This window comes from Streptomyces sp. STAM6 (genome assembly GCF_054963715.1).
In genome coordinates, this window is record NZ_JBUEFZ010000001.1 from 366,834 (window position 1) to 381,903 (window position 15,070).

Below are 15,070 nucleotides of genomic sequence, written 5' to 3' on the forward strand. Positions count from 1 at the left end.
TGAGGGCGGACGGGGCGGACGGGGCGTCGACACGGACTCGTAGACTCAGCCGGGTGGATACGACCCTGCACGACCCGCTCGTCGGCCAGCTGCTCGACGGCCGCTACCGAGTCGACGCGCGCATCGCCGTCGGTGGCATGGCCACGGTCTACCGGGCCGTCGACACCCGGCTCGACCGGGTTCTCGCCCTGAAGGTGATGCACCCCGCCCTGGCGGCGGACGCGACGTTCGTCGAGCGGTTCATCCGCGAGGCCAAGTCCGTGGCGCGGCTGTCGCACCCCAATGTGGTCGGTGTCTTCGACCAGGGCGCGGACGGCGCGTACGTCTATCTGGCGATGGAGTACATCGCCGGCTGCACCCTCCGTGACGTGCTGCGCGAGCGCGGTGCGCTCCGGCCGCGGGCGGCCCTGGACATCCTGGAGCCGGTGCTCGCCGCCCTCGGCGCCGCGCACCGCGCCGGATTCGTCCACCGGGACATGAAGCCGGAGAACGTCCTGATAGGGGACGACGGCAGGGTCAAGGTCGCCGACTTCGGACTCGTCCGGGCGGTCGGCACCGCCACCAACACCACCGGCTCGGTGCTCGGCACGGTGTCGTACCTGGCGCCGGAGCAGATCGAGCACGGCACGGCCGACACCCGCGCGGACGTGTACGCCTGCGGTGTGGTGCTGTACGAGATGCTGACCGGGTCCAAGCCGCACGCCGGGGACACCCCCGCCCAGGTCCTCTACCAGCACCTGAACGCCGATGTGCCGGCGCCGTCCGGCACCGTGCCCGGCCTGGCGGTCGAGCTGGACGAGCTGGTCGCGAGCGCGACCGCCCGCAACCCCGAGGTGCGCCCGCACGACGCCGTGGCGCTCCTCGCCCAGACCCGCGAGACCCGCGCCGCGCTCGGCGACGACCAGCTGGACCTCACCCCGCCGCAGGCCCGCGACGTCGAGCCCGGCGCCGGAGAGTCCGGCACGGTGGGCTCCGACGACGTCACCAGCGTGATCGCCCGGGTCCTGCCCGCGGAGCGGGAGCCCGAGCAGAACCAGGACGCGCCGGTCCCCGCCCCGCTGCCGGGTCAGGGCCCCGGTGCCGTCCCCGGGGACGGCGGGGACGGGGTCCAGCACACCAGCCGGCTGGAGCTGCCGCCGCCGAGCGCGGCGCCCCAGCCCGTCCGTCCGGTGCGCCGGGGGCCCGGCCGAGGGCCGCTCGCCGTCGTCGCGGCCGTCCTGCTCGTCCTCGGCATCGGCACCGGCGTCTGGTACATCAACTCCGGGCAGTTCACCCGGGTGCCCCCGGTCCTCGGCCAGACGCAGGCCGAGGCGCAGAAGCGGCTGGCCGACGCGGGCCTGGAGGTGCGGGCCACGAAGAAGGACTTCAGCAGCGCCTACGAGCGCGGCACGGTCATGGCGACCGACCCGGCCCCGGGCGAGCGCATCCGGGGGAACGGTTCGGTGACGCTCACCATCTCCCGCGGGCCGAAGATCGTGAAGGTGCCGGACCTCGAGGGCAAGCCGCTCGACGAGGCGAAGAGCGCCCTGGCGAAGGCGGGTCTGGCTCCCGGTGTGGTCACCAGGGAGTTCAGCGAGGAGGTCGAGCAGGGCTCGGTCATCAGCACCGACCCCGGGCCCGGCACCGAGCGCAGCCCGGACTCCGCCGTCGCGCTGGTCGTCAGCAAGGGCGCGCCGGTGGACGTGCCGGGCGTCACCGGGGAGCCGGTCGACTCCGCCACCCGCGCGCTGGAGGAAGCCGGGTTCAAGGTCAGGGTGGCCGCGGCGCGGGTCCACTCGCCGCAGCGGGCCGGGACCGTGGCCCAGCAGTCCCCGGCGGAGGGCCGCCGGGCCGCGAAGGGCGACACGATCACCCTGACCGTCTCCAAGGGCCCCCGCATGATCGCCGTCCCGGACGTCACGGGCGACAAGACCGACGACGCCCGGCGCAAGCTGAAGGCGGCCGGCTTCGAGGTGAACGTCGAGAAGACCTTCCCGTTCCTCGGCGACACCGTGAGCGGCCAGTCCGTGGCGGGCGGCGAGCGGGCGCCCGAGGGCAGCACCATCACCATCAAGATCAAGGGAATCTAGACACCCATGCGCAACCCTGTCGGCGGCCACGTCCCGGTGGCCGGCGGCCTGGCCACGGTCGGCCTCACCTACGCCCGTGAGCTGGGTGCCGAGACCGTCCAGGTCTTCGTCGCCAACCCGCGGGGCTGGGCCACACCGGTGGGCAACCCCGCCCAGGACGAGCTGTTCCGGGCCCAGTGCGCCGCCGAGGGCATACCCGCCTATGTGCACGCCCCTTACCTGATCAACTTCGGTTCACACACCGAGGCGACGGTCGAGCGGTCCGTGGAGTCGCTGCGCCACTCGCTGCGCCGGGGCCGGGAGATCGGCGCCCTGGGAGTGGTGGTGCACACCGGTTCGGCGACCGGTGGCCGTCCGCGCGAGGAGGCTCTGGCGCAGGTGCGCGAGCACATGCTGCCGCTGCTGGACGAGCTGACCCACGACGACGACCCGTTCCTGCTGCTGGAGTCGACGGCCGGGCAGGGCTCGTCGCTGTGCTCCAGGACCTGGGACTTCGGGCCGTACTTCGAGGCGCTCGACGCCCATCCCAAGCTGGGTGTGTGTCTGGACACCTGCCACATCTTCGCGGCGGGGCACGACCTGACCGGCGAGCACGGGATGCGCGAGACGCTGGATCTGCTGGTGAAGACCGTCGGTGAGGGCCGGCTGAAGCTGATCCACGCCAACGACTCCAAGGACGTGGTCGGCGCCCACAAGGACCGTCACGCGAACATCGGCGCCGGGCACATAGGCGAGGACCCCTTCCGGGAGCTCATGCGCCATCCCGCGACCGAGGGCGTCCCGCTGATCATCGAAACGCCCGGTGGCAAGGAGGGCCACGCGGCGGACGTGGCGCGACTGAAGGAACTGCGCTGAGCGATCGGTGAATACCCCCCGGGCGGTACGCGGTCCCGGGTACCGGGAGGAACCGCCACCGCCGCCGCGGCCAGGGCCAGGGCCGATGATCCACCGGCACCACCACTGATACCCGGGCGGGGTACTACAGCTCCGGGCCGTCCCCCGGCTCCTCCTGGTACGAGTACCGCTGCTCGGTCCAGGGGTCGCCGATGTTGTGGTAGCCGCGCTCCTCCCAGAAGCCGCGGCGGTCGGCGGTCATGTACTCCACACCCCGGACCCACTTGGGCCCCTTCCAGGCGTACAGATGGGGCACGACGAGCCGCAGCGGAAAGCCGTGTTCGGCGGTGAGCAGCTCACCGTCCTTGTGGGTGGCGAAGATCGTCCGCTCCGACGAGAAGTCGGAGAGCCGCATGTTGGCGCTGAAGCCGTACTCCGCCCACACCATGACATGGGTGACATGGGCGGCCGGCGGTGCGAGTTCGAGGATCGTACGGGCGGGCACACCACCCCATTCGGCCCCCAGCATGCTGAACTTCGTCACGCAGTGCAGGTCGGCCACCACTGTGGAGAACGGCAGCGCCGAGAACTCCTCGTGGTTCCAGCAGTGCTTGTCGCCGTCGGCCGTGGCGCCGAAGACCCGGAATTCCCAGCGGTCCGGCTTGAACTTGGGAACGGGGCCGTAGTGGGTGACCGGCCAGCCGCGCTGGAGGCGCTGTCCCGGCGGAAGCTCGGACTCCCTCGCTGTCCGATGTTCCCCGCTCTCCGGCTGACCCATGACTCAATGGTGACAGACCAGGAGGGGTGGTCATGACCAGGTCTGGGCCGATTCGGGCAAGTCCTACTAAGCGTGCACTTACTGGACGACCACCCGCGGCGGTGCGAGGATGCGCGCATTCTGCCCCCTTCACACGTGTGGAAGGAGCCTCTGCGATGCAGGGCGACCCTGAGGTCATCGAGTTCCTGAACGAGCAGCTGACGGCCGAACTGACGGCGATCAACCAGTACTTCCTGCACGCCAAGATGCAGGAGAACTTCGGGTGGACGAAGCTCGCCAAGTACACCCGGGCGGAGTCGTTCGACGAGATGAAGCACGCCGAGGTCCTCACCGACCGCATCCTGTTCCTGGAGGGTCTGCCGAACTACCAGCGTCTCGGGCATGTGCGCATCGGCCAGACCGTCATGGAGATGTTCCAGGCGGACCGGCAGATCGAGGTGGAGGCGATCGACCGCCTCCGGCGCGGGATCGAGGTGATGCGCGCCAAGGGCGACATCACGTCGGCGAACATCTTCGAGTCGATCCTGGCGGACGAGGAGCACCACATCGACTACCTCGACACCCAGCTGGAGCTGGTGGAGAAGCTCGGCGAGGCGCTCTACATCGCCCAGCTGATCGAGCAGCCGGAGGGCTGAGGGCCGGGGCGGAGCACCGGAACCCGGGGGCACCGGAGTCCGGCGGCAAGGCCGCTCAGGCGGCTTCCGGCAGCTCCGAGAGCGCCGGCTCGCCCTGGTCCAGCAGCTCGCGACGCGGGCAGGCGCCACGGCCGAGAATGCCCTGGATGCGCCGTACGCACGAGCCGCAGTCGGTGCCGGCCTTGGTGGCCGACGCGATCTGGCGCGGGGTGCAGGCGCCGGCGTCCGCGTGTTCCTTCACCTGCTTCTCGGTGATGCCGAAGCATGAGCAGACGTACACGCGGTCACCTCCCTGCGGGATCGATAAGGTTCGCCGTCCCGATTGATCGGTGAGGCTAACCTAACCTTACCCGCCCGCAGGGGCGCGCAAAAGACCGGGAAACGACGATGGGGCGCGGATCACATGGATCCGCGCCCCTCGTCATCGCTGTGCGATCACTGGTCCCGGTACATCTCCGCGACCAGGAACGCCAGGTCGAGCGACTGGCTGCGGTTGAGCCGCGGGTCGCAGGCCGTCTCGTACCGCTGGTGCAGGTCGTCGACGAAGATCTCGTCGCCGCCGCCCACGCACTCGGTGACGTCGTCACCGGTCAGCTCGACGTGGATGCCGCCGGGGTGCGTGCCGAGCGCCTTGTGGACCTCGAAGAAGCCCTTGACCTCGTCGAGCACGTCGTCGAAACGGCGCGTCTTGTGGCCGGAGGCGGCCTCGAAGGTGTTGCCGTGCATCGGGTCGGTCACCCATGCCACGGTGGCGCCGGAGGCGGTGACCTTCTCGACCAGCTCGGGGAGCTTGTCGCGGACCTTGTCGGCGCCCATGCGGACGATGAAGGTCAGCCGGCCCGGCTCCCGCTCGGGGTCGAGGCGGTCGATGTACGTCAGCGCCTCGTCGACCGTGGTCGTCGGGCCCAGCTTGATGCCGATCGGGTTGCGGATCTTCGACGCGAACTCGATGTGCGCGCCGTCCAGCTGGCGGGTGCGCTCACCGATCCAGACCATGTGGCCCGACGTGTCGTAGAGCTGCCCGGTCCGGGAGTCGGTCCGGGTCAGCGCCGATTCGTAGTCCAGCAGCAGCGCCTCGTGCGAGGCGTAGAACTCGACCGTGCGGAACTCCGCCGGGTCGGTGCCACAGGCCTTCATGAAGTTCAGCGCGTTGTCGATCTCGCGCGCCAGCTGCTCGTACCGCTGGCCCGACGGCGACGACTTCACGAAGTCCTGGTTCCAGGCGTGCACCTGGCGCAGGTCGGCGTAACCGCCGGTGGTGAAGGCGCGCACCAGGTTCAGCGTCGAGGCGGACGCCTGGTACATGCGCTTGAGCCGCTGCGGGTCCGGGATCCGGGCCTCTTCCGTGAAGTCGAAGCCGTTGACGGAGTCGCCGCGGTACGTCGGCAGCGTGACCCCGTCACGGGTCTCGGTCGGCTTGGAGCGCGGCTTGGAGTACTGACCGGCGATCCGCCCCACCTTCACGACGGGCACGGACGCGGCGTAGGTGAGGACGGCACCCATCTGGAGCAGCGTCTTCAGCTTGTTCCGGATGTGGTCGGCCGACACGGCGTCGAAGGCCTCGGCGCAGTCGCCGCCCTGGAGAAGGAACGCCTCGCCCCTGGCGACGGCTCCCATCCGGGCGCGCAGCTGATCGCACTCGCCCGCGAAGACGAGCGGCGGATACGACTCGAGGTCCGCGATCACATCGCGCAGAGCCTCGGCATCGGGGTACTCGGGCTGCTGCGCCGCGGGAAGGTCTCGCCAGGTGTTGCCACCGGTTGCGGTGGTCTTAGCGTTCACGGTCACCTGCCCAACCTTACGGGTTCTTCCGATACGTCCATTCTCCCGCTCAGCAGATGAGACGGAGCTCATGAGGTAGGGTTCGGCCCATGTTCGCGCAGACGACCCAGAACTGGTGGTGGACCGCTCATCCGGCGGCCCACTGACAAACGCGCGCACAGATCACGCGAAGGCCGCCCGAGGGGCGGCCTTCTTTCGTTTCCAGGGCCGTTCCTCCCACCCGGAAGGAACGCATCGCATGACCCCCGGCACCGTTCTCGGCAGGCTCCTCGACGAGTCCTGCCCGCCGTTCGCCCTGCTGCGCCGCCGCACGCCCGGCCGTGACCACGACACCGTCGAGGTGCTGATCGGCGACGTCCACGAGGCCGGGTGTCTCGCCGACCTGCCGGTGGGCGACAGGCCCTCCCTCGCCCTCGTGCCCTTCCGGCAGCTGAGGGAGCGCGGCTTCGATGTGCGCGACGACGGCACCCCGCTGTCCGTGCTGGTCGCCGGGGAGACCTACGAGTTGCCGCTCGCCGAGGCACTGGAACTCCTCCCCGCGCACGATGTCACGGTGGAGGACGGTGCCTTCGACGTCTCGGACGAGGAGTACGCCGCGACCGTCCGCCGGGTCGTCGAGGACGAGATCGGGCGGGGCGAGGGCGCCAACTTCGTCATCCGCCGGACGTACACCGGGCGGATCGCGGGCTTCGGCCGGCGGGACGCCCTGGCGCTGTTCCGCCGGCTGCTGGCCGGCGAGCGCGGCGCGTACTGGACGTTCGTCGTCCACACCGGGGACCGGACCCTGGTCGGCGCCAGCCCCGAGGTGCACGTCCGGATGTCGGGCGGAAGGGGCGGGGCGGGCGGCACGGTCGTGATGAACCCGATCAGCGGCACCTACCGCTATCCCGCCGGCGGCCCCACGCCCGAGGACCTGCTGGCCTTCCTCGCCGACCGCAAGGAGACCGACGAGCTCTCCATGGTCGTGGACGAGGAACTGAAGATGATGTGCACCGTCGGCGACATGGGCGGGGTGGTGGTGGGGCCGCGTCTGAAGGAGATGGCCCACCTGGCGCACACCGAGTACGAGCTGCGCGGCCGGTCCTCGCTGGACGTGCGGGAGGTGCTGCGCGAGACGATGTTCGCGGCGACGGTCACCGGGTCTCCGGTCCAGAACGCCTGCCGGGTCATCGGGCGCCACGAGTCCGGGGGCCGCGGCTACTACGCCGGCGCCCTCGCCCTGCTGGGCACGGACGCGGGCGGCGCCCAGACCCTGGACTCCCCCATCCTGATCCGGACCGCGGACATCTCCGCGGACGGTGAGCTGCGCGTCCCGGTCGGCGCCACGCTGGTGCGGCACTCCGATCCGGCGGGCGAGGTCGCCGAGACGCACGCCAAGGCGGCGGGCATCCTGACGGCGCTGGGGGTGCGCCCGGGACGGCCGGGCGAGGAGTCCGTGCGGCCCCGGCTCGCCGACGACCCGCGGGTGCGGGCGGCGCTGGACGCGCGGCGGGCCGACCTCGCGCCGTTCTGGCTGAAGATGCAGGAGCGGAGCGCGGAGCCGGCCGGACACGCCCTGGTGATCGACTGCGAGGACACGTTCACCGCGATGCTGGCGCACCTGCTGCGCTCGTCGGGGCTCGCGGTGACCGTCCGCCGCTTCGACGAGCCGGGCCTGCGCGATGCGGCCCTCGGGCACGACGGGCCGGTGGTGCTGGGGCCCGGCCCCGGCGACCCGGGCGACCCGGCCGATCCCAGGATGCGGTTCCTGCGGGAGCTCGCGTCCGCCCTCCTGCGCGACCGCCGGAACGGGGCCGCCCGTCCCCCGGCCGCCGCGCCTCATGGGGGCCCTCCGGGCCGGGTGGTCGTCGGGGTGTGCCTCGGCCATGAGCTCATCGCCGCCGAGCTGGGCCTGGAGATCGTGCGCAAGCGGGTGCCGTTCCAGGGCGCCCAGGTGCGGATCGATCTGTTCGGCAGGCCGGAGACCGTGGGCTTCTACAACAGCTTCACGGCCAGGTGCGACGACGAGACGGCCGCCGGTCCGGCGCTGCGCGGTGTCGAGGTGAGCCGGGACCCGGCGACGGGCGAGGTGCACGCGCTGCGCGGGACGGGGTTCGCGGGCGTGCAGTTCCACCCGGAGTCGGTACTGACGACGAACGGCGCGGCGATCGTGCGGGACCTGGTGCGGGCGGTGGACCTCAGCCGGCCGTGACCACCGGCCGGCCGACGCCGGACGGCCGGTCAGCCGAAGAAGACCCCGGCCTCCGCGTAGAGGGCGGGGTCGACGGTCTTCAGCCGGGCTGTCGCCTCGCCCATGGGCGGCCGCTGCTTGTACGAAAGGTGAATTCCGTCCGTGCGTGGCGAAGTTACGCGTCGTCGAGACCGCGCTCGATCGCGTACCGCACCAGCTCCACGCGGTTGTGCAGCTGGAGCTTGCCCAGGGTGTTCTGCACGTGGTTCTGCACGGTGCGGTGGGAGATGACCAGGCGCTCGGCGATCTGCTTGTAGCTCAGCCCCTTGGCGACCAGCCGCAGCACCTCGGTCTCGCGCTCGGTGAGCTGCGGGGCCTTCGGCTCGTCCGTGCCGGCGGCGGGCGCGGGTTCCGAGGCCAGCCGGCGGTACTCGCCCAGCACCAGACCGGCGAGACCGGGCGTGAACACCGGGTCGCCCACGGCGGTCCGGCGCACCGCGTCGATCAGCTCGTCCGTGGACGCGGACTTCAGCAGATAGCCGGTCGCGCCCGACTTCACGGCCTCCAGCACATCGGCGTGCTCACCGCTCGCGGAGAGCACCAGCACCCGCAGCTTGGGGTTGGCGCCGACGAGCTCCTTGCACACCTGGACGCCCGGCTTGGCGGGCAGGTTCAGGTCGAGGACCAGGACGTCCGGAAGCACAGCCTGTGCACGGCGGACGGCCTGCTCGCCGTCGCCCGCCGTGGCGACCACGTCGAACCCGGCCTCGGCCAGGTCGCGGGCCACGGCGTCCCGCCACATCGGGTGGTCGTCGACCACCATCACCTTGATCCGCTGCTCGCTCATCGTGCCGATCCTGCCTTCCCCCGTGGAGCCCGCGGGGCTCTTGGAACCTTCAATTCGACTTCTGTGCCCTGGCCGGGGACGGAGATCAGCTCGGCACTGCCTCCGAGCTCCTTCAGCCGCCCGCGGATGGAGAGGGCCACACCCATGCGCCCCTCGCCCTCCGCCTGGGCGAGCCGCCCCTCAGGGATGCCCGGCCCGTCGTCCCGGACCGTCACGACGACCTCGTCCGGCCAGTCCTCGACCAGGATCCACGCCTGCGCGGCCTCGCCGGCGTGTCTGCGGACATTGTCCAGGGCGGCACCGACAGCGGCCGCCAGCTCCTTCGCCGAGCCCGCCGGCAGCAGCACCGGGGCGCCCGGCTCCGAGAACGTCACCCGTGAGCCCGCGTACGGGGCGAGCAGCGCGCGCAGGTCGCCGGGGCCCTCGTCGTCCGGCTCGTCCACCAGCCGCACGACCGCGCCCTCCGACTCGTCCTCCGACACATAGGAGGTGCGGGTCAGGCCGCCGGCGACCAGGGTGCGCAGCGCGACCTCCTGCTCGCCGGCCATCCGGCCCAGTTCCGCCGCCTCGCCGCCGAGCGCCGTGCCCCGGCGCTGGACCATGGCCAGCACCTGCAGGACCGAGTCGTGGATGTCGCGGGCGAGACGCTCCCGCTCGCGGGTCGCCGCCTCGATCTCCAGGGCGCGGGCGAGGGTGCGCTCGGACGCGCGGGCCACCTCGACCACGTAGCCGATCGCGATGGAGGCCACCCACACCAGCAGGACGTTGTGGAAGGTGTCCCGGCTGGGGTGCCCGCGCTCGATGATGTTGGCGACGGCGACCAGGGACGAGGCGAAGCCCGCCCAGCGCCAGCCGCCCTTGATGGCGAAGGCGAGGACGGAGCCCGCCGTCCAGATGGTCGGCAGGGTGGGGCCGTCCTGCGTCTGGGCCTGGGCGTCGGCGAGCGGCGTCAGCAGGATCCCGGTCAGCGCGAGGGCGAGGTCGATCACCAGGAAGCGCCTGGTGCAGCTCGCGGCGTTGGCCACCTTGGGGAGCGTGGCCAGGGTCCACACGGACATCACCGCGAGGAAGGCGACGGCCACCCAGGGGTGTTCGAACTTCTGCCGGGTGAACACGAACAGCAGCACCGCGTACAGCATGGTCAGTACGCGGTACGCGGTCAGGGCACGCCACAGCGGCTGCTCGACCGACATGCGTACGACGCGCTCGCGCCTGGCCATGCTTCCCCCCACCCCGGACGGACGACGACGCTCTAGGCGGCGCCCGACGTGTCGCGTCCGGCCGCCTGCTCCGCCCTGTCCGCCTTCTCGGCGGCCTCCTTGGCCGCCTCCTTCGCGGCCTTCTCCGCGTCCGCGATCTGCCGTTTGGCGGCGGTCGCGTAGATGTCCACGTACTCCTGGCCGGACAGCTTCATGATCTCGTACATCACCTCGTCGGTGACCGAGCGCAGGATGAAGCGGTCGCTGTCCATGCCGTGGTACCGGCTGAAGTCCAGCGGCTTGCCGATCCGGATCCCCGGGCGCATCAGCTTGGGGATGACCTTGCCGGGCGGCTGGATCTTCTCGGTGTCGATCATCGCGACGGGGATGACGGGAGCGCCGGTGGCCAGCGCCACGCGCGCGAGACCGCCGGGCTTGCCCCGGTAGAGCCGCCCGTCCGGGGAGCGGGTGCCCTCCGGGTAGATACCGAACAGCTCACCGCGCTCGATGACCTCTATCCCGCTCCGGATCGCGGCCTCGCCCGCCCCGCGGGCACCCGAACGGTCCACCGGCAGCTGGCCGACGCCCTTGAAGAACGCGGCGGTCAGCCGGCCCTTCACGCCCGGCGAGGTGAAGTACTCGGCCTTGGCGATGAAGGTCACCTTGCGGTCCAGCACCGCGGGCAGGAAGAAGGAGTCCGAGAAGGAGAGGTGATTGCTCGCGAGGATCGCCGGCCCCTCGGCGGGAATGTTCTCGAGGCCCTCCACCCAGGGCCTGAAGGCGAGCTTCAGCGACCCTCCGATGGAGAACTTCATTGCGCCGTAGATCAACTCGAATGCCTCCTGTGTTCCGTCGATCAGACCTTAACCCGTGCGGCGCCCGAGCTCGCTCCCGCGGCCTCTTCGCGGGCCGGCCCGCGGCTCGGTCCGGACGGCGACGGCTCTGGTCGGTGTCTTCCCGGTCGCGTACCGTGAAGTACACCTCGCTGGGCCCCGGCCCAGCCCCACCCGTCTAATCCCCACAAGGAGACCCCGTGCCGGTCCTCCCTGGAGCCGAGCCGTACCGCCACGAGGGCGGAGAGGTCGGCGTGCTGCTCTGTCACGGCTTCACCGGTTCGCCGCAGTCACTGCGACCCTGGGCCGAGTATCTGGCCGAGCGCGGCCTGACGGTGTCGCTGCCGCTGCTCCCCGGCCACGGCACGCGCTGGCAGGACATGCAGGTCACCGGCTGGCAGGACTGGTACGCGGAGGTGGACCGCGAGCTGCGGGCGCTGCGCGAGCAGTGCTCCCGCGTCTTCGTCTTCGGGCTCTCCATGGGCGGCGCGCTGGCACTGCGGCTGGCCGCCAGGCACGGTGACGCCGTCGAGGGCATGGTGCTGGTCAACCCGGCCAACAAGATGCACGGCGTGGCGGCCCACGCCCTGCCGGTGGTGCGGCACCTCGTCCCGTCGACCGCCGGTATCGCGAGCGACATCGCCAAGGAGGGCGTCAAGGAGCTCGGGTACGACCGGGTGCCGCTGCACGCGGCCCACTCGCTGCGCCGGTTCTTCAAGGTGGTGGACGCGGAGCTGCCGCAGGTCACCCAGCCGGTGCTGCTGCTGCACAGCCCGCAGGACCACGTCGTGCCGCCCGCGGACTCCGCCCGCATCCTCGGCCGGATCTCCTCCACCGACGTCAAGGAGATCCTGCTGGAACAGAGCTACCACGTGGCGACGTTGGACCATGACGCGGAGCGGATCTTCGAGGAGAGCCACGCCTTCATCGAGCGGCTCGCTCCGGTTGTCGGCAACATGGGATCCCCCATGCCCGAGGCCAGGGGAGGGAGCACGACCGGTGGCTGAGCAGCACGACTCCGACAAGCGCGACGAGCCCCCGTTCGACGAGGACGCGGCGTGGGCGGCCATCGTCGCGGGGTACGGCGAGGAGCCGGCCGACCCGCCGGGTGCCAAGCCGTTCAAGCCGGTCGAGGACCTGGCGCTGCCGGAGGACGACGTCAACGGCCTTCCGGAGAGCGCGGCGCCCTCCGAGGACGGCGGCGGGAAGGACGGGGACGGCGAGCCGGACAGGCCGCTCGGCAGTTCGGTGGTCTTCGCGCCCGGCGTCGGCACGAGCGGCCCCCGGGACTACCGGCTGCCCGAGGCGAAGGACGACGACCTCGACGAGACCGACGAGGGCCATTTCGTACCGCCGGAGCCGCCGCCGCTGCCCGAGTCCGACGCCACCGCCAAGTTCGCCTGGCTCGGCGTGGTCGGCGGGCCGGTGCTGATGCTGGTGGCCGTGATACTGCGCTGGGACATGACGTGGTGGCTGACCACGGTGTGCGTCGGCGGTTTCCTGGGCGGCTTCGCCACCCTGGTGGCCCGGATGCACCCGGGAGACGACGACGATGACGACGACCCCGGGCGGGGTGCCGTCGTCTAGGGAACCGCGGGCACTCTGAGGGCGGCCAGGACCGGGAGGTGGTCCGTGGCCGCCCTCAGGTCGTCGGGGGTGACGCCCGGGAGGTCCTGAGGGACACCGCAGCCGAGCACCTCGATGCCCTTGGTGGCGAAGATCGCGTCGATCCGCTGGTGCGGGTCGGTGGGGGTCGAGGTGTACTCGCCGCCCCAGGGACGTACCTCCCAGCAGTCCTGCAGCTCGGCCGCCAGCCGGCGGAAGGACCGCCCGTCGGGGCGCTCGTTGATGTCGCCCGCCGCGACCGCGTGCGGCACGTCCAGCGCCTCCAGCCGGTCGAGGAGCATTCCGGCCTGGGCGTGACGCTCGTCCTCGCGCAGGCTCAGGTGGCAGCTGAGCAGCCCGACCCGGGCGCCGCCGAAGCGGACGACGGCCGTGGCGAAGCCACGCCGGTGCAGACCGGGGGTGAGGGGCAGGAGCACGTCCTCGGCGCGCTCGACGGTGGCCCGCAGCGAGCAGAGCAGCAGGGGGCCTGCTGCGGTGGCACCGCCGGACAGCGTCACGAGCTCGCTCTTCGCGGCGAGCCGTGCCGCGTGCTTGCGCCAGCGGAAGAAGCGGGGCGCCTCCTGGACGAAGACGAGATCGGGCGCACAGGCGCGGATCACGCGCGCCAGGGCGTCCTCGTCGTCGCGCATCGAGCGGATGTTGTAGCTGAGCACCCTGATGACGGCCGAACCGTCCGGTTCGGTACGGGAGTTGGGCAGTGCGCTGGTCGCCATACGAGCACGATATGACGGTGCCCGCCGCATCCGGCGGGACGCGGCGGGCACCGTCACACGTACGGGCCGGTCAGCCCTGGCGGGCCAGGTCGGCCGCGCCGACCAGTCCGGCCTTGCCGCCCAGCTGGGCGGCGAGGACCTGGGCGTGCGGGCGCCACTGGCCGCCGATCAGCCAGCGCCGGAACGACTTGCGGATCGGGCCGAGGACCAGCTCGCCCTCGTCCGATACGCCGCCGCCGACGATGAACGCCGAGGGGTCGAACAGCGAGGCCAGGTCGGCCAGGCCCGCACCGGCCCAGCGGGCCAGTTCGCGGAAGGAGTCGACGGCGACCGGGCAGCCCTGGCGGGCCGCCTCGGAGATGTGCTTGCCCTCGATGCCGGCGGGCGTGCCGTCGCCGAGGCCCAGCAGGATGGCGGCGTTCTCGGGGGTGGCGTTGGCGCGCTGCTTCGCGTACCGCACGAGGGCGCGGCCGGAGGCGTACTGCTCCCAGCAGCCCTGGCTTCCGCAGCCGCACAGCAGGCCGTCCGGGACCACCCGGATGTGGCCGAACTCGGCGGCCACGCCGAAGCGGCCGCGGCGCAGCTTGTTGCCGATGATGATGCCGCCGCCGAGGCCGGTGCCGAGGGTGATGCAGATGACGTCCTCGTGGCCCTGGCCGGCGCCGAAGCGGTATTCGCCCCAGGCCGCGGCGTTCGCGTCGTTCTCCACGACCACCGGGAGCCCGACGCGCTGCTCGACCTTGTCCTTCAGCGGCTCGTGCCGCCAGTCGATGTTCGGCGCGAAGAGGACGGTGGCGCGCTTGTCGTCGACATACCCGGCGGCACCGATGCCGACCGCCTCGATGTCATGACCCTTTCCGGCCTCGGAGACGGCGGCGCAGATCGCGTCGACGATGCCCTGGGGCGTCGACGGGGTGGGCACCTTGTGGGTGTCGAGAATGGTGCCCTCTTCGTCGACCACGCCGGCCGCGATCTTCGTGCCGCCGATGTCGACGCCGATGGTGAGTCCCATGTGTCCCTCAGTATTCGGTCGAGCCCCGCTACGGCCAACCGTACCCGAGGGCGGGCATCGACCTGTCAGTCCAGGTCGATGTGCTCGCTCGCTTCCGGACCTCCGTCGTTCTTCCGGCCCTCGTCGCGCGGGTCGCCGGCCGGACCCGAGGGGCCCTGGGTCCAGCGGCGCTCGTGGCCCTCGACGGCGGAGCGGTAGGCGGCGAGCAGCTCACTGCCCGCGGCCGCGAGATGGTCGAAGACCTGCGGGTTCCGCTCGATGACCGGCAGGGCGGCGGCCTTCGCCTGGCTGACGATCTGCTGGACGGCCCCCTGGCCGGGCAGGCCCAGGAGGGGTGCGCGCAGCGACGAGACCTTGTCGGCCACGGCGTCGAACAGTTTGCGGAGTTCTTCGGCGGCGGCGCCGGGCGGCGGGCCGCTGTGGCCCCGGCGGCGGGCCTGCTCGGCGGCGAGGTCCTCGGCACAGGCCTTCGCCCAGGCGTCCGCGTCGGCGTCGGGACGCTCGCTGGCATCACTCATGGCGTACTCCTGCGGCAGACCGGTTCTGTATGCCCGACGTTACCCGAACGGAGG

The 15,070-nt window shown here is 71.7% G+C and carries 16 protein-coding genes; 7 read left to right on the forward strand and 9 right to left on the reverse strand.

What is annotated here, in order from left to right:
• Nucleotides 1-53 precede the first annotated feature (53 nt).
• Both pknB and ACY34K_RS01700 read left to right on the forward strand, forming a co-directional pair.
• Entirely contained in the window at nt 54-2,069 is a 2,016-nt protein-coding gene (gene pknB / locus ACY34K_RS01695; RefSeq protein ID WP_462742336.1) for a Stk1 family PASTA domain-containing Ser/Thr kinase, read from the forward strand.
• 6 nt (nt 2,070-2,075) lie between these two features.
• Complete coding sequence (locus ACY34K_RS01700; RefSeq protein ID WP_462742338.1) at nt 2,076-2,924, forward strand: deoxyribonuclease IV; 849 nt, start codon at nt 2,076-2,078, stop codon at nt 2,922-2,924.
• Between the two features lie 124 nt (nt 2,925-3,048).
• Here ACY34K_RS01700 and ACY34K_RS01705 read toward each other — a convergent pair whose 3' ends face one another.
• A complete protein-coding gene (locus ACY34K_RS01705; protein ID WP_462742343.1) occupies nt 3,049-3,681 on the reverse strand; it encodes a sulfite oxidase-like oxidoreductase in 633 nt (210 codons plus the stop codon).
• A 155-nt stretch (nt 3,682-3,836) separates the two neighbouring features.
• Between ACY34K_RS01705 and bfr the strand changes: the two genes are divergently transcribed.
• Complete coding sequence (gene bfr, locus ACY34K_RS01710) at nt 3,837-4,316, forward strand: bacterioferritin (RefSeq protein WP_462742346.1); 480 nt, start codon at nt 3,837-3,839, stop codon at nt 4,314-4,316.
• A gap of 55 nt (nt 4,317-4,371) precedes the next feature.
• Here bfr and ACY34K_RS01715 read toward each other — a convergent pair whose 3' ends face one another.
• Nucleotides 4,372-4,596, reverse strand: a complete 225-nt coding sequence (locus tag ACY34K_RS01715; RefSeq protein ID WP_462742349.1) for a (2Fe-2S)-binding protein — start codon at nt 4,594-4,596, stop codon at nt 4,372-4,374.
• A gap of 155 nt (nt 4,597-4,751) precedes the next feature.
• A complete protein-coding gene (locus ACY34K_RS01720) occupies nt 4,752-6,098 on the reverse strand; it encodes a class II 3-deoxy-7-phosphoheptulonate synthase (protein ID WP_462742755.1) in 1,347 nt (448 codons plus the stop codon).
• A gap of 89 nt (nt 6,099-6,187) precedes the next feature.
• Between ACY34K_RS01720 and ACY34K_RS01725 the strand changes: the two genes are divergently transcribed.
• Both ACY34K_RS01725 and ACY34K_RS01730 read left to right on the forward strand, forming a co-directional pair.
• Nucleotides 6,188-6,244 carry a trp operon leader peptide gene (locus tag ACY34K_RS01725; protein ID WP_078513512.1) on the forward strand — a complete coding sequence of 19 codons (57 nt, stop codon included), beginning with the start codon at nt 6,188-6,190 and terminating at the stop codon, nt 6,242-6,244.
• Between the two features lie 92 nt (nt 6,245-6,336).
• Entirely contained in the window at nt 6,337-8,289 is a 1,953-nt protein-coding gene (locus tag ACY34K_RS01730) for an anthranilate synthase family protein (protein ID WP_462742351.1), read from the forward strand.
• Between the two features lie 154 nt (nt 8,290-8,443).
• On the opposite strand, the gene ACY34K_RS01735 is transcribed toward ACY34K_RS01730, so the two are convergent.
• From ACY34K_RS01735 to ACY34K_RS01745, 3 genes are read right to left on the reverse strand one after another with little or no spacing between them, the layout of a single operon-like run.
• Nucleotides 8,444-9,115, reverse strand: coding sequence for a response regulator (locus tag ACY34K_RS01735; protein WP_462742354.1), 672 nt, complete (start codon nt 9,113-9,115; stop codon nt 8,444-8,446).
• Nucleotides 9,112-10,335: a MacS family sensor histidine kinase gene (macS, locus tag ACY34K_RS01740; RefSeq protein ID WP_462742357.1), complete on the reverse strand. Its 1,224-nt coding sequence runs from the start codon at nt 10,333-10,335 to the stop codon at nt 9,112-9,114. The genes ACY34K_RS01735 and macS overlap by 4 nt, the downstream gene beginning before the upstream one ends.
• A gap of 32 nt (nt 10,336-10,367) precedes the next feature.
• On the reverse strand, nt 10,368-11,129 hold the full coding sequence (locus tag ACY34K_RS01745; protein WP_462742758.1) for a lysophospholipid acyltransferase family protein: 762 nt from the start codon (nt 11,127-11,129) through the stop codon (nt 10,368-10,370).
• A 218-nt stretch (nt 11,130-11,347) separates the two neighbouring features.
• On the opposite strand from ACY34K_RS01745, the gene ACY34K_RS01750 reads away from it, so the two are divergent.
• Both ACY34K_RS01750 and ACY34K_RS01755 read left to right on the forward strand, forming a co-directional pair.
• Entirely contained in the window at nt 11,348-12,154 is an 807-nt protein-coding gene (locus ACY34K_RS01750; protein WP_462742360.1) for an alpha/beta hydrolase, read from the forward strand.
• Nucleotides 12,147-12,734, forward strand: a complete 588-nt coding sequence (locus tag ACY34K_RS01755) for a hypothetical protein (RefSeq protein WP_462742363.1) — start codon at nt 12,147-12,149, stop codon at nt 12,732-12,734. The genes ACY34K_RS01750 and ACY34K_RS01755 overlap by 8 nt, the downstream gene beginning before the upstream one ends.
• On the opposite strand, the gene ACY34K_RS01760 is transcribed toward ACY34K_RS01755, so the two are convergent.
• From ACY34K_RS01760 to ACY34K_RS01770, 3 genes are all read right to left on the reverse strand, one after another.
• Nucleotides 12,731-13,486 carry an endonuclease/exonuclease/phosphatase family protein gene (locus ACY34K_RS01760; RefSeq protein WP_462742366.1) on the reverse strand — a complete coding sequence of 252 codons (756 nt, stop codon included), beginning with the start codon at nt 13,484-13,486 and terminating at the stop codon, nt 12,731-12,733. The two genes, ACY34K_RS01755 and ACY34K_RS01760, sit on opposite strands and share 4 nt — an antisense overlap.
• Before the next feature lie 70 nt (nt 13,487-13,556).
• Entirely contained in the window at nt 13,557-14,498 is a 942-nt protein-coding gene (locus tag ACY34K_RS01765) for an ROK family glucokinase (protein WP_462742369.1), read from the reverse strand.
• A 65-nt stretch (nt 14,499-14,563) separates the two neighbouring features.
• Complete coding sequence (locus ACY34K_RS01770) at nt 14,564-15,016, reverse strand: DUF5304 domain-containing protein (RefSeq protein ID WP_462742372.1); 453 nt, start codon at nt 15,014-15,016, stop codon at nt 14,564-14,566.
• Between the last annotated feature and the right edge of the window lie 54 nt (nt 15,017-15,070).

Coding starts and splice junctions, on each gene's coding strand:
- ACY34K_RS01735 (WP_462742354.1), bottom strand. CDS start 9,115: ATGAGCGAGCAGCGGATCAAGGTGATGGTGGTCGACGACCACCCGATG.
- ACY34K_RS01700 (WP_462742338.1), top strand. CDS start 2,076: ATGCGCAACCCTGTCGGCGGCCACGTCCCGGTGGCCGGCGGCCTGGCC.
- ACY34K_RS01770 (WP_462742372.1), bottom strand. CDS start 15,016: ATGAGTGATGCCAGCGAGCGTCCCGACGCCGACGCGGACGCCTGGGCG.
- ACY34K_RS01705 (WP_462742343.1), bottom strand. CDS start 3,681: ATGGGTCAGCCGGAGAGCGGGGAACATCGGACAGCGAGGGAGTCCGAG.
- ACY34K_RS01760 (WP_462742366.1), bottom strand. CDS start 13,486: ATGGCGACCAGCGCACTGCCCAACTCCCGTACCGAACCGGACGGTTCG.
- ACY34K_RS01745 (WP_462742758.1), bottom strand. CDS start 11,129: ATGAAGTTCTCCATCGGAGGGTCGCTGAAGCTCGCCTTCAGGCCCTGG.
- ACY34K_RS01730 (WP_462742351.1), top strand. CDS start 6,337: ATGACCCCCGGCACCGTTCTCGGCAGGCTCCTCGACGAGTCCTGCCCG.
- bfr (WP_462742346.1), top strand. CDS start 3,837: ATGCAGGGCGACCCTGAGGTCATCGAGTTCCTGAACGAGCAGCTGACG.
- macS (WP_462742357.1), bottom strand. CDS start 10,335: ATGGCCAGGCGCGAGCGCGTCGTACGCATGTCGGTCGAGCAGCCGCTG.
- ACY34K_RS01765 (WP_462742369.1), bottom strand. CDS start 14,498: ATGGGACTCACCATCGGCGTCGACATCGGCGGCACGAAGATCGCGGCC.